The 19,207-nt window shown below is 72.3% G+C and carries 19 protein-coding genes; 2 read left to right on the plus strand and 17 right to left on the minus strand.

What is annotated here, in order from left to right:
- Nucleotides 1–79: 79 nt before the first annotated feature.
- Genes resB through BLT44_RS01220 form a run of 4 tightly spaced genes read right to left on the minus strand, consistent with a single transcriptional unit; the run spans nucleotide 80 to nucleotide 3,828 of the window.
- A complete protein-coding gene (gene resB / locus BLT44_RS01205) occupies nucleotides 80–1,747 on the minus strand; it encodes a cytochrome c biogenesis protein ResB (RefSeq protein WP_010155997.1) in 1,668 nt (555 codons plus the stop codon).
- Entirely contained in the window at nucleotides 1,731–2,531 is an 801-nt protein-coding gene (locus BLT44_RS01210; protein ID WP_143026066.1) for a cytochrome c biogenesis CcdA family protein, read from the minus strand. Before BLT44_RS01210 ends, resB begins: the two co-directional genes overlap by 17 nt.
- Before the next feature lie 29 nt (nucleotides 2,532–2,560).
- Nucleotides 2,561–3,187: a TlpA family protein disulfide reductase gene (locus BLT44_RS01215; RefSeq protein ID WP_010155994.1), complete on the minus strand. Its 627-nt coding sequence runs from the start codon at nucleotides 3,185–3,187 to the stop codon at nucleotides 2,561–2,563.
- Complete coding sequence (locus BLT44_RS01220) at nucleotides 3,184–3,828, minus strand: histidine phosphatase family protein (RefSeq protein ID WP_010155993.1); 645 nt, start codon at nucleotides 3,826–3,828, stop codon at nucleotides 3,184–3,186. Before BLT44_RS01220 ends, BLT44_RS01215 begins: the two co-directional genes overlap by 4 nt.
- 154 nt (nucleotides 3,829–3,982) lie before the next feature.
- Here BLT44_RS01220 and aspS point away from each other — a divergent pair, with 154 nt between their 5' ends.
- Nucleotides 3,983–5,326 carry an aspartate--tRNA(Asn) ligase gene (gene aspS, locus BLT44_RS01225; RefSeq protein WP_231291525.1) on the plus strand — a complete coding sequence of 448 codons (1,344 nt, stop codon included), beginning with the start codon at nucleotides 3,983–3,985 and terminating at the stop codon, nucleotides 5,324–5,326.
- Between the two features lie 57 nt (nucleotides 5,327–5,383).
- On the opposite strand, the gene BLT44_RS01230 is transcribed toward aspS, so the two are convergent.
- The 6 genes from BLT44_RS01230 to BLT44_RS15820 all read right to left on the minus strand — a co-directional run bounded on the left by BLT44_RS01230 (nucleotide 5,384) and on the right by BLT44_RS15820 (nucleotide 10,308).
- Entirely contained in the window at nucleotides 5,384–5,965 is a 582-nt protein-coding gene (locus tag BLT44_RS01230; protein WP_176783257.1) for a hypothetical protein, read from the minus strand.
- Nucleotides 5,966–5,973: 8 nt separating this feature from the next.
- A complete protein-coding gene (locus BLT44_RS15730) occupies nucleotides 5,974–7,182 on the minus strand; it encodes a signal peptidase I (RefSeq protein WP_074689837.1) in 1,209 nt (402 codons plus the stop codon).
- Between the two features lie 82 nt (nucleotides 7,183–7,264).
- Entirely contained in the window at nucleotides 7,265–7,921 is a 657-nt protein-coding gene (locus tag BLT44_RS01240) for a SipW-dependent-type signal peptide-containing protein (RefSeq protein WP_231291524.1), read from the minus strand.
- A 7-nt stretch (nucleotides 7,922–7,928) separates the two neighbouring features.
- Nucleotides 7,929–8,510 (minus strand): SipW-dependent-type signal peptide-containing protein, encoded by a 582-nt coding sequence (locus BLT44_RS01245; protein WP_010155988.1) that lies wholly within the window; start codon nucleotides 8,508–8,510, stop codon nucleotides 7,929–7,931.
- 116 nt (nucleotides 8,511–8,626) lie between these two features.
- Nucleotides 8,627–9,280 carry a class I SAM-dependent methyltransferase gene (locus tag BLT44_RS15815; RefSeq protein WP_010155987.1) on the minus strand — a complete coding sequence of 218 codons (654 nt, stop codon included), beginning with the start codon at nucleotides 9,278–9,280 and terminating at the stop codon, nucleotides 8,627–8,629.
- Nucleotides 9,280–10,308: an NAD(P)/FAD-dependent oxidoreductase gene (locus BLT44_RS15820; protein ID WP_010155986.1), complete on the minus strand. Its 1,029-nt coding sequence runs from the start codon at nucleotides 10,306–10,308 to the stop codon at nucleotides 9,280–9,282. The genes BLT44_RS15815 and BLT44_RS15820 overlap by 1 nt, the downstream gene beginning before the upstream one ends.
- Before the next feature lie 65 nt (nucleotides 10,309–10,373).
- On the opposite strand from BLT44_RS15820, the gene BLT44_RS01260 reads away from it, so the two are divergent.
- Nucleotides 10,374–10,931 (plus strand): helix-turn-helix domain-containing protein, encoded by a 558-nt coding sequence (locus BLT44_RS01260; RefSeq protein WP_010155985.1) that lies wholly within the window; start codon nucleotides 10,374–10,376, stop codon nucleotides 10,929–10,931.
- Between the two features lie 12 nt (nucleotides 10,932–10,943).
- On the opposite strand, the gene pdxT is transcribed toward BLT44_RS01260, so the two are convergent.
- The 7 genes from pdxT to BLT44_RS01295 form a co-directional block, all read right to left on the minus strand.
- Complete coding sequence (gene pdxT, locus BLT44_RS01265) at nucleotides 10,944–11,633, minus strand: pyridoxal 5'-phosphate synthase glutaminase subunit PdxT (RefSeq protein ID WP_074689839.1); 690 nt, start codon at nucleotides 11,631–11,633, stop codon at nucleotides 10,944–10,946.
- A complete protein-coding gene (gene pdxS, locus BLT44_RS01270; RefSeq protein WP_010157888.1) occupies nucleotides 11,627–12,598 on the minus strand; it encodes a pyridoxal 5'-phosphate synthase lyase subunit PdxS in 972 nt (323 codons plus the stop codon). The genes pdxT and pdxS overlap by 7 nt, the downstream gene beginning before the upstream one ends.
- A gap of 81 nt (nucleotides 12,599–12,679) precedes the next feature.
- Entirely contained in the window at nucleotides 12,680–14,014 is a 1,335-nt protein-coding gene (locus tag BLT44_RS01275) for an alkylhydroperoxidase domain protein (protein WP_083351959.1), read from the minus strand.
- Nucleotides 14,015–14,034: 20 nt separating this feature from the next.
- On the minus strand, nucleotides 14,035–15,729 hold the full coding sequence (locus BLT44_RS01280; RefSeq protein ID WP_010155981.1) for a dipeptide ABC transporter ATP-binding protein: 1,695 nt from the start codon (nucleotides 15,727–15,729) through the stop codon (nucleotides 14,035–14,037).
- Entirely contained in the window at nucleotides 15,726–16,589 is an 864-nt protein-coding gene (locus BLT44_RS01285; RefSeq protein ID WP_010155980.1) for an ABC transporter permease, read from the minus strand. Before BLT44_RS01285 ends, BLT44_RS01280 begins: the two co-directional genes overlap by 4 nt.
- Nucleotides 16,586–17,548, minus strand: a complete 963-nt coding sequence (locus BLT44_RS01290; protein WP_010155979.1) for an ABC transporter permease — start codon at nucleotides 17,546–17,548, stop codon at nucleotides 16,586–16,588. The genes BLT44_RS01285 and BLT44_RS01290 overlap by 4 nt, the downstream gene beginning before the upstream one ends.
- On the minus strand, nucleotides 17,545–19,188 hold the full coding sequence (locus BLT44_RS01295; protein WP_010155978.1) for a TIGR04028 family ABC transporter substrate-binding protein: 1,644 nt from the start codon (nucleotides 19,186–19,188) through the stop codon (nucleotides 17,545–17,547). The genes BLT44_RS01290 and BLT44_RS01295 overlap by 4 nt, the downstream gene beginning before the upstream one ends.
- Nucleotides 19,189–19,207: the final 19 nt, after the last annotated feature.

Genomic DNA, 19,207 nt, shown 5'->3' on the forward strand with positions numbered 1-19,207 from the left:
GGCCCCGGCGCGCGCCCGCGCGGGCCGGCGCGTGCGGGCGGGCGCGCGGCCCCGGCGCGCGCCCGCGCGGGCCGGCGCGCTACAGGCGGTCGCGGTGCGTGTCGCGCAGCTCCTCGACCGCGCGCTCGAGCGCCGGGTCGTCGCCGCGGGCGAGCGCCGCGTACTGCAGCACCAGGCCGTCGTCGGTGGGCACGGCCTTCACCCACATGCGCCGGCGCGCGACGAAGAGCGACCACACGAGCCCGCCGAGCGCGAGCAGCGCGAAGACGAGCACGAAGGTCTGCGCCGGGTTGCGCATCACGTCGAACGACGCGTACCGCGGCACGTCGTCGAGCGTGATCGTTCCCATGCCGTTCGGCAGGTCGGCCGTCTGACCCGGCACCAGCTCGATCGACTCGGCGTCGACCGCGCGACCCGTCAGCTGCTCCATCTTCGAGGTGTCGAGCGAATACACCGAGCGCGGCACCCCGTCGTCGATGCCGAGATCGCCGACGAACACGTCGAGCGTGAGCACGGGGTTCTCGAGGTCGGGGTAGTTCGACGTGTAGGCGCCCGTGTCGAGATCGGCCTTCGTGGGGTAGAAGAAGCCGCGCAGGCCCACCTGCACCTGCTCGCCGGCGCCGTCGGTGATGCCGTACGGCACCTTCACCACGCCGAGCGACGTCATCGTCATGTTGTCCTGCGGGATGAACGGCATCGCCTCGCTGTACACCACCGTTCCCGCGGCGTTCTTCACCGTGATGCGGGGCGCGTACCCGTTCGCGATCAGGTAGATCGGAGAGCCGTGCACGCGCAGCGGGTGGTTCACCTGGATGGTCTCGTCGCTGACCTCGCCGTTCTCGGGGTCGATGAGTTCGAGGTTCGCCGTGTAGTCGCGCACCTGCCCGATCGCGGCCGTGTTGCCGTCGTCGGGTGTGACGTACGTCACGTCGAGGGAGTCGAGCTTCAGCCCGAACGGGTCGAGACTCGACGAGTCGAAGGCGCGACCCGTGTTCACGGTGTCGTAGTCGATGAGCTGATTCACCATCGTCTCGCCCTCGACGAGCACCTTCTGCCCGTTGAAGGTGAACACGCCGCCGACGCCCACGCTGATGAGCACCCCCAGCAGGGAGATGTGGAAGAGCAGGTTGCCCGTCTCGCGCAGGTAGCCCCGCTCAGCCGAGACCGACACCGTCTCCACGCCGCGACGCGTCACGCGCTGGATCTCCGTGCGGTACCGCAGCTTCCGCAAGACGCGAGCCGCCTCCTCGACGGCGCGCTCGGCGAACGCCGCGCGATCCTCGTCGCTCGCCTCGGGGTTCTTGAGCCGCACCTCGGAGAAGCCGGCCATGCGCTCGAGCCGCGCCGGAGTCTTCGGCGGGCGGCCGCGCCACGCCTTCCAGTGGTGGGCGATGCGCGGGATCACGCAGCCGATCAGCGAGATGAACAGCAGCAGGTAGATCGCCGAGAACCACACCGAGCCGTACACGTCGAACGCCTGAATGGGGAAGGCGTCGAGAATGGGGAACAGCTTCGGGTGATCGGCCTCGTACTGCACCACGCCGTTCGGGTCGGCGCTGCGCTGCGGCACGAGCGATCCCGGGATCGCCGCGACCGCTAGCAGCAGGAGCAGCACGAGCGCGACGCGCATGCTGGTCAGCTGCCGCCAGAACCACCGCAACCAGCCGGTGAGCCCGAGCTCGGGCGACTCGGCGCGAATCGCGCCGCCCGCGCCGCTTCCGTCGTCGTAATCAGAGGGGCGTGACATATCCGCCGATCACCGCCTGCAGTGCGTACATCATCTTGCTCCAGAGGCCGGTCACCATGAGGAGACCGATGAGGATCAGCAGCCCGCCGCCGATCAGATTCACGGCACGGATGTGCCGCTTGAAGAACGTCATCGTGCGCGTCAGCCAGCCGAAGCCGAGCGCGGCGAGCACGAAGGGCACGCCGAGTCCGATGCAGTACGCGATCGCGAGCACCACGGATCGGCCCACCGACCCCTGCTGCAGGCTCAACGTCATGATCATGCTCAGCGTCGGGCCCATGCACGGGGTCCAGCCGATCGCGAAGACCGCGCCGAGCAGCGGAGCGCCCGCCAGACCGAGCCTCGGCTTGATGCGCATCTTCATCGTCGTCTGCATCCGGGTGAAGAGGCCGATGAACACCAGCCCCATGACGACGATCACCGCACCCATCACCCGGGTGATGACGGGCTCCCACTCGAGCAGCCAGACGCCGACCGTGCCCGCAGCGGCGAGGAACGCGACCAGCACGACGGTGAAGCCGAGCACGAACAGCACCGAGCCGAGCAGCACGCGCCCGCGCGGCGCGCGCTCGACCGCACCGCCCTGCGGCGCTCCTGCGGTCGCCACCCCTCGCTGCGCTCCGCGGGCTGCCGCTGACGCGGCACCGCGACCGTTCGCACCGCCCTGCGGTGCTCCTGCCGTCGCGCCGACATACGCGAGGTAGCCGGGCACGAGCGGGAGCACGCACGGGGAGAGGAAGGAGAGGAGCCCCGCGGCGATGGCGATCAGCGAAGCGACGAGCAGCTGTCCGTCGGCGACGATGTGCTCCACTGCTACTGCTCGCCGGCGGTGTCGCTCGACTCGGCCAGCGTCTCGTCGATGAGCGTGGTGAGCTGGGAGGCGCTCGCGAGCTGCCCGAGCACGCGGTGCGCCACGCGCCCATCGCGATCCAGCACCAGCGTCGTGGGCACCGCGTTGAGGGGCACCTCGCCCGCGAACGCGCGCTGCACCGACCGGCCGCCGGCGTTGTCCATGATCGACGGGTACTCGATGCCGAACTCGCGGGAGAACTGCTGCGCCTGGGCGACCTGATCGCGCGTATTGACGCCCACGAACTGCACGCCCTGATCGGCGTACTCATCGTGGGCGGCCACCAGATCGGGGGCCTCCACCCGGCAGGGGGCGCACCCGGCGTACCAGAAGTTCACGACGGTGACATCGCCCCGGGTGTCGGCCGACCCGAACTCGGCACCGCTCTCGTCGACGCCCGAGAACTCGACGGGCTCCGTGCGCTCCGCCTCCGAGATGCTGAGCGATGATCCGTCGCCCGAGACGTACCCCTTGTCGCTGCCCTCCTCGAACTGCGACGCGAGGTCGGCGCCCTCGCCCGTGCACCCGGAGAGCAGGAGCGCGGCCGAGAGGGTGAGGGCGATGGTCGTTGCGGTGCGGCGCAGGCTCATACGGCTCCTACATCTACGGCGTCGTCGGTGAGCCCGGCGGCGGGGGTTCGGTAGTCGACCTCGAACCAGCGCTCTCCGCGCTGCTCGAAGGTCGTGATGCTCGACAGCTCGCAGCGTCGCGACGACGGGTTGTGGAAGAGGGGCTTGCCGGCGATGTCGAGGTGCGCCATCCAGATCGGGGACTGGTGCGACACCATGACGATGTCGCCGTCGCGGGTCGACTCCCACGCGTCGTTCATGGCGGCCCGCACGCGGTCGGCGATCTGGCGGTAGGGCTCGCCCCAGCTCGGCCGGAACGGATTCCAGTAGCGGTGCCAGTACCGCGGCTTCGAGAAGGCGGCATCGGCGCCCGAGCTGACCATGCCCTCGAATGAGTTGGTCGGCTCGATGATGCGCTCCTCGGTGACGATCTCGAGGCTGAGCGCGCTCGCGATCGGCCGCGCCGACTGCTGCGCGCGCTCGAGCGGCGAGGCGAGCAGCCGGGAGACGAGGCGGTCGCTGCCCGCGAGTTCGAGCGCGGCGGCCTCGGCCATCTGGTGCCCGCGTTCGGACAGGCGGAAGCCCGGAAGGCGGCCGTAGAGCACGCGATCCGGGTTGTGCACCTCGCCGTGGCGCACCAGATGCAGCAGTTTGTCGCTCACGCCTCCATTGTACGGAGGGGGTGTCTGGGAGTTCGGAGGCGGCGCCCGGGTCCGCTGCCCGGCGACGTGAGGCGCGGCGCCGGCGCCCGGGCCCGCTGCCCGCACGCCGGGAGGCCCGTGCGGCGCGATCCACCGCGACGGCTAGACTGTCCGGGTGACTGAGCGTGTATTGATCAAGGACCTGGCCGCCCGCGAAGACGGCACTGTGCGAGTCTCCGGATGGGTGGAGAAGGTACGCGACCAGCGGTACGTGCAGTTCGTCGTGCTGCGCGACGAGACCGGGGCGGTGCAGCTCGTGAACGGCGGCGTGCTGCGCGAGCCGGATCCCGAGAACCCCCGATCCGATGTGCTGGTGCCCCGCACCACCACGATCTCGGAGCTGACGCAGGGGTCGTTCGTCACGGTCACCGGCGAGCTGCAGCACAACGAGCGGGTCAAGCTCGGCGGCGTGGAGGTGCAGATCGACGAGATCGAGGTCGTCGCGGCGTCGCTCCCCGACAACCCGGTCGCCGGCGATTCGAACATCGACGTGCGCCTCGACTGGCGCTTCCTCGACCTGCGCCGCCCGGAGCAGAACCTCGTGTTCCGCGTGCAGACCGCCTTCCTGCACGCGCTGCGCCAGGTGTGGGTGGATCGCGGCTTCATCGAGATCCAGACGCCGAAGCTCATGGCGAGCGCCTCCGAGTCGCGCGCCGAGCTCTTCGAGGTCGAGTACTTCGAGGGCAAGGCCTTCCTGGCGCAGAGCCCTCAGTTCTTCAAGCAGATGGCGCAGGCGGCGGGCTTCGGCGGCATCTTCGAGGTGGGCCCCGCCTTCCGCGCCGACCACTCGTTCACGTCGCGTCACGCGACCGAGTTCACGTCGATCGACACCGAGCTGAGCTGGATCGACTCCCCCGAAGACGTCATGGAGCTGCACGAGGAGCTGCTCGTCGCCGGACTCACGGCGGTCAAGGAGCAGCTGGGCGCCGAGATCGAGAAGCTCTTCGGCATCGAGATCGAGGTGCCGTCGCGCCCGTTCCCGCGCATCCCCCTCGCCGAGGCGAAGGAGATCGTGAAGGCCGAGGGCTACGAGGTGCCCCGCGCCGACGCCGACATGGATCCGGAGGGCGAGCGCCGCATCGCCGCGCACGTGAAGCAGAAGTACGGGCACGACTTCGTCTTCCTCACCGATTACGACGCGTCGATCCGCCCGTTCTACCACATGCGCAACCCCGAGAACCCGCAGCTCACGCGCAGCTACGACCTGATCTACCGCGGCACGGAGATCTCGACGGGCGCGCAGCGCGAGCACCGCATCGATGTGCTCGAGGCGCAGGCGGTCGAGAAGGGCATGGATCCGAAGGAGCTCGGCTTCTACCTCGACTTCTTCCGCTACGGCGTTCCCCCGCACGGCGGTTTCGGCATGGGCCTGAACCGCGTGCTGATGCTCATGCTGCAGCAGCAGTCGATCCGCGAGGTCACGTACCTGTTCCGCGGGCCGAACCGCCTGCTGCCGTAACCCGGCCGGTCTCGCCGACGGCGCCCTCCGCTGCTGCGGACGGGCGCCGTCGGCGTTTCACGTCGCCGGTGTCATCGTGCACGTGGCGGCCCCGAGACCCAGCAGCGGCCAGTCTCCGACGACGGTTCGCGTCGGCGACGTCCATCCGCTGGGGTGCACGACCAGCACGGAGATGCTCCGCGACGCTCCGAGTGCGGCGTTCAGCAGCGCCCCGGTCAGCTCCGTCGTGAGCACGCCGTTCGATTGCGTGGTGCGCAGGCCGGTGCCGAGCAGCGTGTCGACCGCCGGTACGAGGCCGTTCGAACCGGTGTATCCGATTCGGGCGTCGGCGAGGGTGTACCCGGCGGGCAGACGCCATCGGATCGTCAGCGACGATTGCCCCAGGTTCAGCAACGAGCCGACGATCCCGCACTCTCCGCCGTAGGGCGGGATCGGCACACTGATGGCCGTGAGGGTCGCGCGCCCGACCTCCCCGTCCGTCCAGAGCGCCTCGGTCTGCTGCGGGGGCTTCAGCTGCCCGGTCGCGATGATGCCGAGGGCGATGGCGGCGGCGCAGAGGCGGGTGCGGATCCGCCGCGGGCGCTCGGCCCCCTGCCGCGGGCGGTGGGCGGCGCCCCGCAGCCCGCGGTGCCGGATCACGCGGCGCATCACGGCTGCGCCGCCGTCCGTCGCCCGCGCACCAGCGACGCGATGCCCGCTGCGGCGAGCCCCGCCGCGACGGCGATGACGCCGAGCGCCCAACCCGGACCGGCGCCCGTGGTCGGCAGCGGTGCGACCTCGCGCGGGCGCGTCGAGACGGCGTCGCCGCCGCCCGTCGCGTGCAGCGTGAGGGCGACCATGCCGGTCGCGGGCTCCGGGATCACGGCGGTGAGCAGCAGCCACCGCTCCTCCGACGGCCGCAGGGAGGTGAGCGGCGTCGCGGCCGCACCGACGGCGACGCGATCGCGCCCGTCGAGCACCTGCTCGTCGCCCGCGCACGCCGCCCCCTCCCAGGCGACGTCGCAGCTGCGCACGTCGAGCTCGAGCCCGAGGTCGCGCGACCCCGTGGCCTCGAGCAGCACCTCCACGAGCCCGGGTTCGGGGGCGTCGACCCGCACCCCGACCTGCCAGGCGACCGGCACTCCCGGGCGCAGCGTGCGCATCGCGTCGTCGTCGCCGATCGACGTGAGCGTGATGTGCTCGCTCTCGATCACCACGGGGGCGGCCTGAGCGTGCGCGGCGGCTCCGGGGCCGGCGGCCGCCTCGGCGCCGCTCGGCGCCAGGGCCGACGCGGTGATGCCGCAGACGATCGCTCCGACGGCGACCGCCCCGGCGGGCGTGCGACCGCGCTCGCGAGACGACCGGGATCCGTGGCGCGGCCGCCGATCGCCGCCGCCCCGCGGCCAGAACGCCCAGGTGACGAGCGCGGACGCCGAGAGCGTGAGCGCTCCGAGCACCCACGGGTTCGAGAACCACACCACCGCCTTCGCGAGGTGGGGCACCGACAGCAGCACCTCGCGCGCACTCGTCACCGTGTACGGCATCGGGTCGTCGGCGGCGTTCGCATCGCCGCGCATCGTGATCGTGCGGCTCTCGCCCGCTCCGGCGACCGAGGTGACCCGGTGGGTCACGGGCAATTCGCCCGCGCGGTCGACGGTGAGCACGTCGCCGACCTCGATCTCGCTCGCGGGGATCTCGCGCACCGCGGCCAGCGAACCGGCGGGGATGGTGGGCGACATCGACCCGGTCTTGAACATGATCAGCGAGACGTTGCACAGCGCCGAGAGCACGACGAGCACGATGCACACGAGCCCTCCGAGCGCGGCGAGGTTCAGCAGCGCGCTGCCGACCGCCCGTGCCGCGTCGCCCCGCCTCATCGCTTCCCCTCTCGCCCGTTCGTGCATCGGTCGTCGCTCGGGATCGCGCGCACGCCGCCCGGCGTCCCCGCTCCCGCGACGATCACGACGTCGATGCGCCCGTCACCGTCCACGTCGCGGTCGTGTTCGTCCCCTGCGCGGCGTTGGAGGTGTCCGCGGGCAGGGTGACGGCGAAGCAGTACGCGACCGGCGACGCCCCACCGGCGGCGAGCGCGGTCGTGCTGCTCCCGGCCACCGTCAGGGCGCTCCCGTTCGGCACCACGATGCTCGTGGACGCTGCGAAGCTGGTCGCGTCGCAGGCCTGCCCCGACGGGATGACGCGCACCCCGTACGTCAGAAAGCCGGCGAGGCTCGTCGCCGAGCTGGTGGTCGTGGTCGCGGCGCTCAGCGCCGCCGTTCCGGTGACGTTCGTCGCATCGGTGGTCCGCACCAGGAACTTCGCGTACGTGACCGTTCCCGGCGACATCGCGGCCGGCGTCACCGAGAAGCTGAGCGCCGCGGGCGCCGCCGCCGTGTTGTCGACGTAGCTCGCGCCGTTGTTCGCCGACCCCACGATGCCGAACGTGCTCGCCGTGAACGTCGCCCGCGCCGTCTCGGTGTCCGTCCACGCCGCGAGCGTCAGCGATCCGCCCACCCCGAGCACGAGCGCGCCCGCCAGCAGGGCCCGCGTCTTCGCGAACCGGCCTCCCGACCCCGTGCCGTGCCGCCGCGCGCGGCTCGGCCGGCCTCCCAGCTCCACGGCGGGCCTACAGGGCGTCGCCCGAGACCGCCGCGAAGTTCCAGGTGATCCCGCCGGTGACGCCCTGCGCCAGGTCGTCGCCGGCGGTCACCCGGAAGCACACGTTCTGCACGTCGGCGAGGCTGTCGAGGGCGAAGGTCGCCGCGTTCTCGTCGGTGCCGGCCGCGTACGCCGCCTCCGAGCACCCGAGCGCCGTGGTGAAGACGTAGTCGGCGCTGACGCCCGTGAGCGCGGGGTCGACCGCCTGGGCGATCGTGACCTCGGCGTCGTACGTCGAGTCGCGTTCGAGCTGCACCGCGAACGGCGCGTAGACCACGTCGCCCGGTGCGAGGTTCTCGGCGGCCACCGTGAAGTCGAGGTCCGCGGCGTCGGCCTCCGCGGGATGATCGGCGAACGCAGTGCCGTCGGTCGACCCCTCGATGCCGAACGTGCCGCTGCCGAAGAGCCCGGTGGCCCACTCGTCGTCCGTCCAGGCCGCGAGCGTGATGGCGGCGCCGACGCCGAGCACCAGCCCCCCGGCGAGCATCGCGCGCGCCTTCGTCCAGCCCTGCCGTGTGCTCGGTGCGGTTTCCGCGCGCTCGATCGTCATGTCGTCTACCCCCCTGTAGCGAGTTCGCCAATCTTCCTATGACGAATCTATGGTGACAGGGTACGTGAAAGACGAGCGTCACGATAGGGGCGGCCGCCCGGCGGCGACCGTTCCGCTCAGCGCCGCCGAACGACCACGACGGAATCGCTGAGCGGGTGCACCTCCCCGTCGGGCCCGCGCCCCGCGCGCTCGCGCACCTCGGCGACCTCCACGCTCCAGTCGGCATCGGGGAGCGCCAGCGCGCGCAACTCCGATTCGGGCGTCGGAAACTCCTCGCCGTGGTGCGACGACCACTGCGGGGCGGCGGCATGCGCGATCAGCACCAGTCGCCCGCCCGGGCCGACGCGGTGCGCCGCAGCCCGGAGGATGCGCTCGCGCGGCAGCTCCACCGCGGACTGGAAGAAGCTCGCGGCGACCAGATCGTAGGGCGCTGCGTCGCCCTCGATCGCCGCGGGGTCATCGCTCCACACCGCGAGGTCGGCCGCGATGCACCGCGCACGCGCGAGACCGCGCTCGGCCGCGACCGCGTTGGCGCGCGCGACCGCGGTTTCGGAGAGGTCGATGCCGGTCGCATCCCACCCGCGCTCCGCGAGCCAGAGCACGTCGCCGCCCTCGCCGCTTCCGAGATCGAGCGCGCGGCCCGGAGCCCAGTGCTCGGCGACATCGGCGAGCGCCCGGTTGACCGCTCCCGACCAGACGCGGTGCGACGATCCGTACCGCTGCTCCCAGAACACGACCGGGTCCGTCGACGCCTCGGGGTCCGCGTGCATCACGCCACCGCCCCGGCGAGCGCGTAATCCTCGTCGACGAGCGCGGCGTTGGCCGCTGCGCCGGCCATGTTGCCGGCACCCATCGCGAGCGGCACCGAAGCGGCGGGGCTGACCACGTTGCCCGCCGCCCAGATGCGCGGGTGGCTCGTGCACTGCATCGGGTCGACCGCGATGCAGGAGCCCATCGGGGTCTCGGTGCGCTGGAGCGGGATGCTCGAGAGGAAGGCGTCGTGCGGCACCATCGTGAAGCCGGTGAAGATCGCGTCGACGCCGTACTCGCGACCGTCGGCGGTGCGCACCCCGGTGACCTGCGCTCCCGAGCCCAGCACCTCGGCGACGGGCGCCAGCGCGAGACGCATGCCCCGCGCCAGCATCGCCCGCTCGGTCGCCGCATCGAGCGCACTCGCACCGTCGGGCCCGACCAGCCCCGCGGTGAACACCGTCACGTCGTCGCTCCACTGCCGCAGCAGCTTGGCCTGGTGCAGGCCGATCGGCGCGGTCGTGACGACGGCGATGCGCTGCCCGCGCACCTCCCACCCGTGGCAGTAGGGGCAGTGGAGCACGCTCTGCCCCCAGCGCTCCGCAAGCCCCGGGATCTCGGGGAGCACATCGGTCACGCCGGTGGCCACGATGAGCGCCCGGGTGCGGAGCACCGCTCCCGAGTCGAGTTCGATCGACACCGATCCGCCGGGGGCGAGGGGCGCTCCGGCCCGGGGCGAACCGGCATCGCCGTCGCCATCGCCGTCGCCATCACCGGCGCCGCCATCGGCGTCGCGCACCGAGCGCACGGTCGCCGAGCGGAACTCCACGCCATAGGCCTCGGCCTCGGCGCGGCCGCGGGTGAGCAGTTCGAGCGGCGGCGTGCCGTCGAGGCCGAGCACGTTGTGCATGTGCGCGGCGAAGCGGTTGCGCGGCTCGCCGCCGTCGAGCACGAGCGTGCGGCGCAGCGAGCGGCCGAGCGCCTGCGCGGCGCTGAGGCCCGCCGCTCCGCCGCCGATCACGATTGCATCCCAGGTGGTGTCTGTCATGCGTCCAGTTTCGGGTCAGTATGCGATACTTGCAATTCAGTTTGCAAAAACAGCAAAGAGTGGTCATGGACGAACTGCAGCGCCTCGGCCCCCGCCTCCGCGCCGCCCGCCAGGAGCGCGGGTGGACGCTCGACGAGCTCGCCGCACGCTCCGGCATGTCCCCGAGCACGCTCTCCCGCCTCGAATCGGGCAAGCGGCAGGCGAGCCTCGAACTCCTGCTGCCCGTCACGCGGCAGCTCGGCATCCGCGTCGACGACCTGCTCGATGCGCCGGATCGCGACCCCCGCGTGCACCGCACCGCGATCCGCCGCGACGGCATGACCATCGCGCCGCTGACCCGGGAGGCCTCGGAGGTGCGCGCCTTCAAGATCACCTACCACCCCCGGCCACCAGAGGCCGCCGAGCGCGAGCTGCAGGTGCACGAGGGGCACGAGTGGCTCTACGTGCTCTCGGGCAGGCTGCACCTCGCCCTCGCCGACCGCGAGCACGTGCTCGGGCGGGGCGAGGCGGCGGAGTTCGACACCTCCGTGCCGCACCGCATGCGGGCCGAGGGATCGACGCCCTGCGAGGTGATCAGCATCTTCAACACGGTGGGCGAGCGCCTGCACCTGCACAGCACCTGATCGGCGGGGCGGTCAGCGAACCTGCGCGAGGAGGGCCCGGTGGAACGCGGGATCGCCGGTCAGCTCCGGGTGCACCGCGATCCCCGTGACCGCACCGAGGCGGGGCCGGGCACCTCGCGACACGCCCCCATCGTCGCCCGCATGCGCGAACGCGGGCGCCGATGTCGCACCGAGCGCGCGCCCGCCCGCCCGGCAGATGGCGCGCGCGCCGGGCCCGACCGAGGCCACCTCGGGCGCGCGGATGACCGCCGCACGCACCCGGCCGTCGCGCTGGCCCACGACGTCCTCCGCATCGACCGCGAGCTCGACCTCGCGCGAGGCCGTCTGCGGACCGATCGCGTTGCGCCGCACGGCGACATCGAGCACGCCGAGCGAGCGCTGCCCGGGAGCCGCATCCCGCACGTCCCGGGCGAGCAGCACCAGCCCGGCGCAGGTGCCCAGCACGGGGAGCCCCTCCGCGATCACCGCACGCAGGCCGTCCGCCAGATCGAAGAGCCGGAGCAGCCGATCCTGCGTGCTCGACTCGCCGCCGGGCAGCACGAGCGCATCGAGGCGCGGGCCGTCGGCCCCCGCGAAGTCGCGCTCGCGCCGCACGAGCACGACGCGCGCACCGAGCCGCTCGAGCATCCCGCCGTGCTCGGCCACGCCGCCCTGCAGCGCGAGCACGCCGACCACGGGCGCCGGGCGGGGGCGGGTCACCATCCCCGATCTGCCAGACGATGCGGTGCGGGCAGGTCGGCGACGTTGATGCCCACCATCGCCTCGCCGAGCCCGCGCGATGCATCGGCGATGGCGCCGGGATCGTCGAAGCGGGCGGTCGCCCGCACGATCGCCGCGGCGCGCCTCGCGGGGTCGCCCGACTTGAAGATGCCGGATCCGACGAACACCCCGTCGGCGCCGAGCTGCATCATCATCGCCGCGTCGGCGGGCGTCGCCACCCCGCCCGCCGTGAAGAGCACCACCGGCAGCCGTCCGCTCGCCGCCACTTCGGCGACGAGGTCGTAGGGGGCCGCGAGCTCCTTCGCGGCGACGAAGAGCTCGTCGGCCCCGAGCGCCGAGAGCCGGGCGATCTCGCCGCGGATCGTGCGGATGTGCTTCGTCGCCTCCGAGACGTCGCCGGTGCCGGCCTCGCCCTTGGAGCGGATCATCGCCGCTCCCTCCGCGATGCGCCGCAGGGCCTCGCCGAGGTTCGTCGCACCGCACACGAACGGCACCGTGAACCCGCGCTTGTCGATGTGGTGCGCGTAGTCGGCGGGCGACAGCACCTCCGACTCGTCGATGTAGTCGACCTCGAGCGCTTCGAGCACCTGCGCCTCGACGAAGTGCCCGATGCGCGCCTTCGCCATCACCGGGATCGAGACGGTCGCCCGGATGGCGTCGATGAGGTCGGGATCGCTCATGCGCGCCACACCGCCCTGCGCGCGGATGTCGGCGGGAACGCGTTCGAGTGCCATCACGGCGACCGCGCCCGCGTCTTCGGCGATCCGCGCCTGCTCGGGGGTGACGACGTCCATGATGACGCCGCCCTTGAGCATGTCGGCGAGCCCCCGCTTGACGAGGGGCGAGCCGACGGTGGCGCCGGGCGCGGCGGGGGCGTCATGCTCGCCGGGGGCGTCGGGCACGGCGGGGGCATCGTGGTGGGCGGCGGAGGCAGTCTGTGCAGTCATGAGCACCACCCTGCCCGGCCCAGATGGTCCACCTCAAGGTCCATGACTTGCGACTTGCGATGGACCAATCCGATGACGCGGTCAGACGCTCGGCTCGCCGATCGAGAGCATCAGGCGGTTGGCCCAGTTGAAGAACGCTCCGGCCTGGATCGCGTCGAGCAGCTCGAGCTCGCCGAGCCCGACCGCGCGCAGCGCCGCGATCTCCTGCTGCCCGAAGCGGGGCGGGGTCGCCGTGAGCGCCACGGTCGCGTCGACGATCGCGTCGATCCTCGCCGAGATGCGAGCGCCCACCCCCTCGTCGAGCAGGCGCTGCACCTCACCGCGATCCGCGCCCTGCTCCGTGGCGAAGCGGGAGTGCACCGATGCGCAGAAGACGCACCCGTTGAGGCGCGACGCGGCGGCGGCCGCGAGTTCGCGCTCCGCCCGGGGCAGCCCGGCATCGGTGTTGAAGAAGATGTCGAGGTCGGTGAGCGTGCGCTCGCGCAGCGCCTCGGGGTCGCGTGCGAGCAGCCGGAAGTAGGGCATGTGCACCCGGTCGCGCTGCACGAGCGCCTCGTAGTGGGCCTCGGTGAACTCGGCGACCGGCAGAGGCTCGATCCAGGGCTTCCAGCCGAGCACGTCCTGCGTGAACCGCTGCGGCTCGTCGACGCGCGGCGCCGGCGGCAGCGACTCGGTCGCGATCGCGGGATCGCGCTCCGCCGTCGCGCCCGCTCGCTCGCGGGCCGCCACCGCGACGTGCGCGGGCAACGACGCGAGCGCGTCGGAGTCGGCCGCCGCGGCGCCGCCGATGCTCTCGCGCAGCTCGCGCAGACCGTGCGCCACGCGCAGCTGGAAGGCGAGGAAGGAGACGAGCTGCGACAGGGTGACGATGCCCGTGCTGCTCCAGCCCGCGTCGAGCAGGCGGCCGAGCCGCTCCCGGTCGGCGTCGCGCGGGTGCAGCACCAGCATGTGCGCGTGCTCGAGCGCCGCCGCGAGCCGGTCGCCGAGCGCGTAGGCGGCCTCCACCGACTCCACCGCGTACTCGGGGCCGGCGACGCTCTCGGGCGCGTTCTCGGCCCGGAAGGATCCGTACGGGCCGCTGCCCGCCGCGCGCTCGGCCTCGGCGACGATGAGCGGTTCGAGCCCCGCCCCGTCGCCCGTCTCGCGCAGCAGCGCGCCGTAGAACGCGACCGCCTCGGGCTCCCGGTGGAGGCGCGCGACGAACAGGGCGACCGCCGCGCGCTCGGGCAGCGACACCTGGGAGGCGTCGACGGGCACGAAGAGCGCCTCGAAACTGCCCTGGGCGTGCTGGCGCGACTCGGGTCGGCGATCGCGCGCCTGATCGAGCGCGTCGCCCGGGGCGATGCCGGTGAGCGCGGCGATGACGTCGACGGGCGGCGCGACCGCGCCGGATTCGCGGGATGCGGGGGTGGTCATGAGCGGGTGCTCCTTCTGCGTCAGATCTCCCAGTGGCCCGACGTCAGCGATGCGCCGGGAATCGCCTCGATGAGGCGCTGGGTGTAGGGGTCTTGGGCGTTGCTGAAGACGTCTTCCGTGGCTCCGTGCTCCACCTGCCGGCCGCGCTGCAGCACGGTGACGGTGTCGGAGATCTGCCGCACCACGGCGAGGTCGTGCGAGATGAATACGTAGGTGAGGCCGAGCTCCTGCTGCAGCCGCGCGAGCAGCCGGAGGATCTGCGCCTGCACGGTCACGTCGAGCGCCGACACGGCCTCGTCGAGCACGACGAGCTCGGGCTCCACGATCAGCGCGCGTGCGATGGCGACGCGCTGCCGCTGCCCGCCCGACAGCTCGCGGGGGCGGCGCTGGGAGAACTCCGCGGGCAGCGACACGACCTCGAGGGCGTGGGCCACCCGCTCGGCGCGATCGGCGCGGCTTCCGGTGCCGATGCGGTAGTTGGCGAGCGGCTCGGCGAGGGTCTGGCCCACGGAGAGGCGCGGATCGAGCGAGCCGTACGGGTTCTGGTACACCATCTGCGTGGTGCGGCGGAACTGGCGCAGCGCGCCGCCGCGCAGCTCGGTGACCTCGGTGCCCGCGACGCGCACGCTTCCGGAGGTCGGCGCGGCGAAGCCCGCGATCGCCCGGCCGGTCGTGGTCTTGCCGGATCCCGATTCGCCGACGAGCGCGTGCGTCGTGCCGGGTGCGACGGCGAACGAGACGCCGTCGACGGCGACGAACGCGTCGGACCCGCGCCCGAACACCTGGCGGAGGTCGCGCACCTCGACGAGGGCGGCCGCGGATGCGGGCCCGGCCGTCGCCGAGCCGGGCTCGGCTGTCGCCGAGGCGGGCTCGGCTGCAAGGACGACGGTCTCACGGTCGACGAGCCTGCCGAACGACGGGGCGTCGGCCATCAGCTGCTTCGTGTACGCCGAGGCGGGGTTCGCGAGCACCTGCGCCGCGGGCCCCGACTCCTGCACCTCGCCGCCGCGCATCACGACGACGCTGTCGGCCCGGTCGGCCGCCACCGCGAGGTCGTGCGTGATGAACAGCACACCGGTTCCCGTCTCCTCGCGCAGGCGATCGATCAGGTCGAGCACAGTGCGCTGCACGGTGACGTCGAGCGCGCTGGTGGGCTCGTCGGCGATGATCAGCTCGGGGTCGTTGGCGAGGGCCGCGGCTATGAGCACGCGCTGCCGCATGCCGCCCGAGAACTCGTGCGGGTACTGCCGGGCGCGCTTGACGGGCTGGTCGATGCCGACCTGCTCGAGCAGCGCGTGCACGCGATCGCGCACCTCGTCGCGGCTCGGCCGGCCGTGGATGCGCAGCGACTCGCTGATGCTCTTGCCGACCGGCTGCACGGGGTTGAGCGAGTTGCCGGGATCCTGCGGGATGAGCCCGATGCACCGACCGCGGAGGTCGCGCCAGCGCCGCTCGGGGAGCCCGACGAGCTCGGTCGTGCCGAGGCGCCGCTCGTTCAGCGTGACGCTGCCCGCCGTGACCCGCCCGTTCGACGGGAGCAGGCCGATGACGGATTGCGCGACCGTGGTCTTGCCCGATCCCGACTCCCCGACCACCGCGGTGACCTCGCCGGCGCGCACGTCGAAGCCGACGCCGCGCACCGCGTCGACCGTGCCGCGGCGGGTGCGGTACTGCACCGCGAGGTCTCGGATGCTGAGCAGGGGTGCGGCGGTCATGCGCGTCCTCCATCGCCGATCGCACGGCTGAGCCGGTTGGTCGCGAGCACCACGAGCACCACTACGATGCCGGGGAGCGCGGTCAGCCACCACGAGGTGGCGAGGTAGTTGCGCCCTTCGGCGATGAGCAGCCCCCACTCGGGCGTGGGCGGCGGGGCGCCGTAGCCGAGGAACCCGAGGGTGGAGATCTGCAGGATCGCGGAGCCGAGCTGCAGCGCGGCGAGCGCGATGACGGCGGTGAGCGAGTTCGGCAGGATGTGGCGCCACAGCACGCCGAAGAACGCGCCGCCCGACCCGTAGGCGGCCTCGACGAACTCGCTCGCGCGCACGCTCACGACCTGGGAGCGGGAGAGGCGCGCGAACACGGCGATGGACGTCGCACCGACGGCGATGGCCGCGTTCGCGGTGCCGAAGCCGAGCAGGATCACGATGCTGAGCGAGAGCAGCAGGGTCGGGATCGCGAGCAGCACGTCGACCACGCGCATGAGGGCCTCGTCGACCCAACCGCCCACGGCGCCCGCGGTGATGCCGATGAGCGAGCCGACGACGAGGCCGACGAGCACGGCGATGAGCGCCGCGCTGATCGACTGCGAGGCGCCGTGGATGACGCGCGCGTACAGGTCGCGGCCGGTCGCGTCGGTGCCGAACCAGTGCTCGGCGCTCGGGCCCTGCAGGGCGGGGCCGACGTTCGCCGTCGGGTTGACCGAGGTGAACAGCCCGGGCGCCACCGCCCAGGCGAGGGCGATGAGCAGGATCAGCACCGGCACGATGAGGCCGGGGCGCAGGAGCGCGCGCCACGAGAAGCCGCGCCGGGCGGCCGGCGGCACCGCGCGCGCGGCCGAGACGTCGATCGCGGTCATGCGGGCACTCCGTTCTGCGTTCGCGCGGTGCGCTGCCTGAGCCGCGCGTCGAGCACGGGGTACAGCAGATCCACCACGAGGTTGATGGTGACGAAGACGACGGTCGCGATGACGACCACGGCGAGCAGCACGGGGGTGTCGCGGTTGGCGACCGCCTGCGCGGTGAGCGCGCCGATGCCGACCCGCCCGAAGACGGCCTCGGTGACGATCGCGCCGCCGACGAGCTCGCCGAAGAGCAGGCCGGCCATCGTCATCGCCGGCAGCAGGGCGTTCGGGGCGACGTTGCGCCAGAGCAGCCAGCTGGTGCTGGCGCCCCGGGCCCGCACCACCGCGATGAACGGCTGCTCGCTGACCTCGTCGATGCTGCGCAGCAGCACCTGGGCGAGGGGCGCCGCGATGGGGATCGCGAGGGTGATGGCGGGCAGGATGAGCGCCTGCACGTCAGTCGCCCCGATCGTCGGCACGAGGCCGAGCTGGAAGGAGAACACCTGGATGAGCACGATGCCGATCCAGAAGACCGGCAGCGAGACGAAGAGCGGCGGCAGGTTGCGGAAGAGGCGCCGCAGCCAGCTGCCCGCGCCGTAGCTCGCGGTGAACGCGATGACCACGGCCAGGAAGACGGCGAGGATCAGTGCGACCACCGCGAGGGTCAGCGTCGAGGGCAGCGCCTCGGCGAGCAGGGTGGAGACGGCCGCTCCGCTCTGCACGGAGTAGCCGAGGTCGCCCTGCAGGAAGGCGCCGACGGAGTCGAAGAACCGTACGAGGAAGGGCCGGTCGACCCCGTAGCTCGCCCGGATCTCGGCGAGCTGCTCGGCCGAGAGCCCGAGGTCGGGGTTGCCGAAGCGCGCCATGACGGCATCTCCCGGCAGCGCCGCGAGCAGCACGTACGCGGCGGTGTAGGCGAGCGCGAGGACCAGGATCGCCTGGCCCACGCGCCGCAGCAGCGCCGCCCGGCTCACTCGCCGAGCTGCACGTCGTAGAACGAGGGCCGACCGATCGACTCGGTCTGGAAGCCCTGCACGGAGGCCTGCAGGCCGAAGACCTGCGGCTCCTCGAACAGGGGCAGCACGTAGGCCTGCTCGGCCAGGATCTGCTGGGCCTTCGCCGACGCGGCCGCGCGCTCATCCGAGGTGGGCACCGACGCGATCTCGGCGAGCGCCGCGTCGAGTTCGGGGTCGTGGATCGTGCCGGTGGCGGTGTCGAGGTTGAGGTTCGCGTTGCGGTTGGTCGAGAAGATCTGCGACTTGAGCACGTCGTAGTCGGCGCGGCCGACCATGGAGTGGTACACCTGGATCGTGTCGGCGTCGAGGCGCGCCTCGTCCTGCGCCGCCTGGTCGCCGGGGAAGAGCTCGACCTCGATGCCGAGCTCCGCGAGCTGCTCCTGGATGAGCGTCACGACCTCCTTCGAGCGCGGCTGCGGCAGCGCCTCGTTGAAGGTGATCGACAGGCGCTCGCCGTCCTTCTCGCGGATGCCGTCCGACCCCGGCTTCCATCCGGCCTCGTCGAGCAGCTGCTCGGCCTGCTCCGGGTCGTACTCGTAGAACTCCGAGGTGTCGGTGTAGCCGAGCGCGGTCTTCGCGAGGATGCCGGTGGCGAGCGGGTAGTTCTCGGTGAACAGGGTGCTCACGATGGCCTCGCGGTCGATGCCCGCGATGATGGCCTGGCGCACCTTGATGTCGTTCAGCGGGGCGTGGGCGAAGCGGAAGCTCAGGCTGTTGTTGACGCCGTTCGTCGCTGCGTGCACGAGCGACAGGGTGTCGCCGGTGAACTGCGCCTCGTCGGGCGCGGGGATGGAGCGGGCGATCTGCGCCTGACCCGACGTGACGGTGCCGACGCGCACGCTCGACTCGCCCGCGACGATGATGTTGACGGCGTCGAGGTGGGCGCGGCCCTGGTGCTCGCGCGACTCCGGCGCCCAGTCGTAGTCCTCGCGCACGGCCAGGTCGGTCTCCTTGCCGATCTGCTCGTCGGAGATGACGAAGGGGCCGCTGCCGATGATCTCGGTGGCGTTGCCGGGCCCGAACTCCTCGTTCGTGCGGTCGAGTGTCGCGTTGGCGAGCAGGCCGGAGTTGATGGTCGAGGTCGCCTGGGCGAAGCCGGGCGACGGCGCGCTGAAGTGGAACTTCACGGTGCGCTCGTCGACGACCTCGCCGCGCTCATAGTTGTTGATCGCCTCGGAGATCGAGAGCGCGCGATCCGTATCGCCTTTGCCGTAGAGGTCGAAGTTCTTCACCACGTTCTCCGCGTCGAGCGGCGTGCCGTCCGAGTAGGTGACGCCCTCGCGCAGCGTGAAGGTGTACTCGGTCGCGTCGGCGTTCACCTCGGGCAGCTCGCTCGCGATCCAGGGCTCGAGCTCGAGGGTCTCGGGGTTCTGGTAGAGCAGGCGATCCGTCACCTGGTTGACGACGCCGCCGTTGGGGTAGAAGCCCGCGGCCGGCGGGTAGAGCGTGTTCCAGGTCTGCGGCTCGAGGTAGGTGAGCGTGCCGCCCTCCTGCGCCGCGCCGTCGCCGGAGCCGCCGCCCGCGTTCGCCGAGCACCCGGTGATCGCCATCGCGGCTACTGCCATCGTGGCGATCCAGGCGATGCGGTGCTTCTTCATGGTGCTCCTTCTGCTGCTC

Origin of the sequence: Leucobacter chromiiresistens (assembly GCF_900102345.1) — a bacterium.
In the GTDB taxonomy this organism is placed as follows: domain Bacteria; phylum Actinomycetota; class Actinomycetes; order Actinomycetales; family Microbacteriaceae; genus Leucobacter; species Leucobacter chromiiresistens.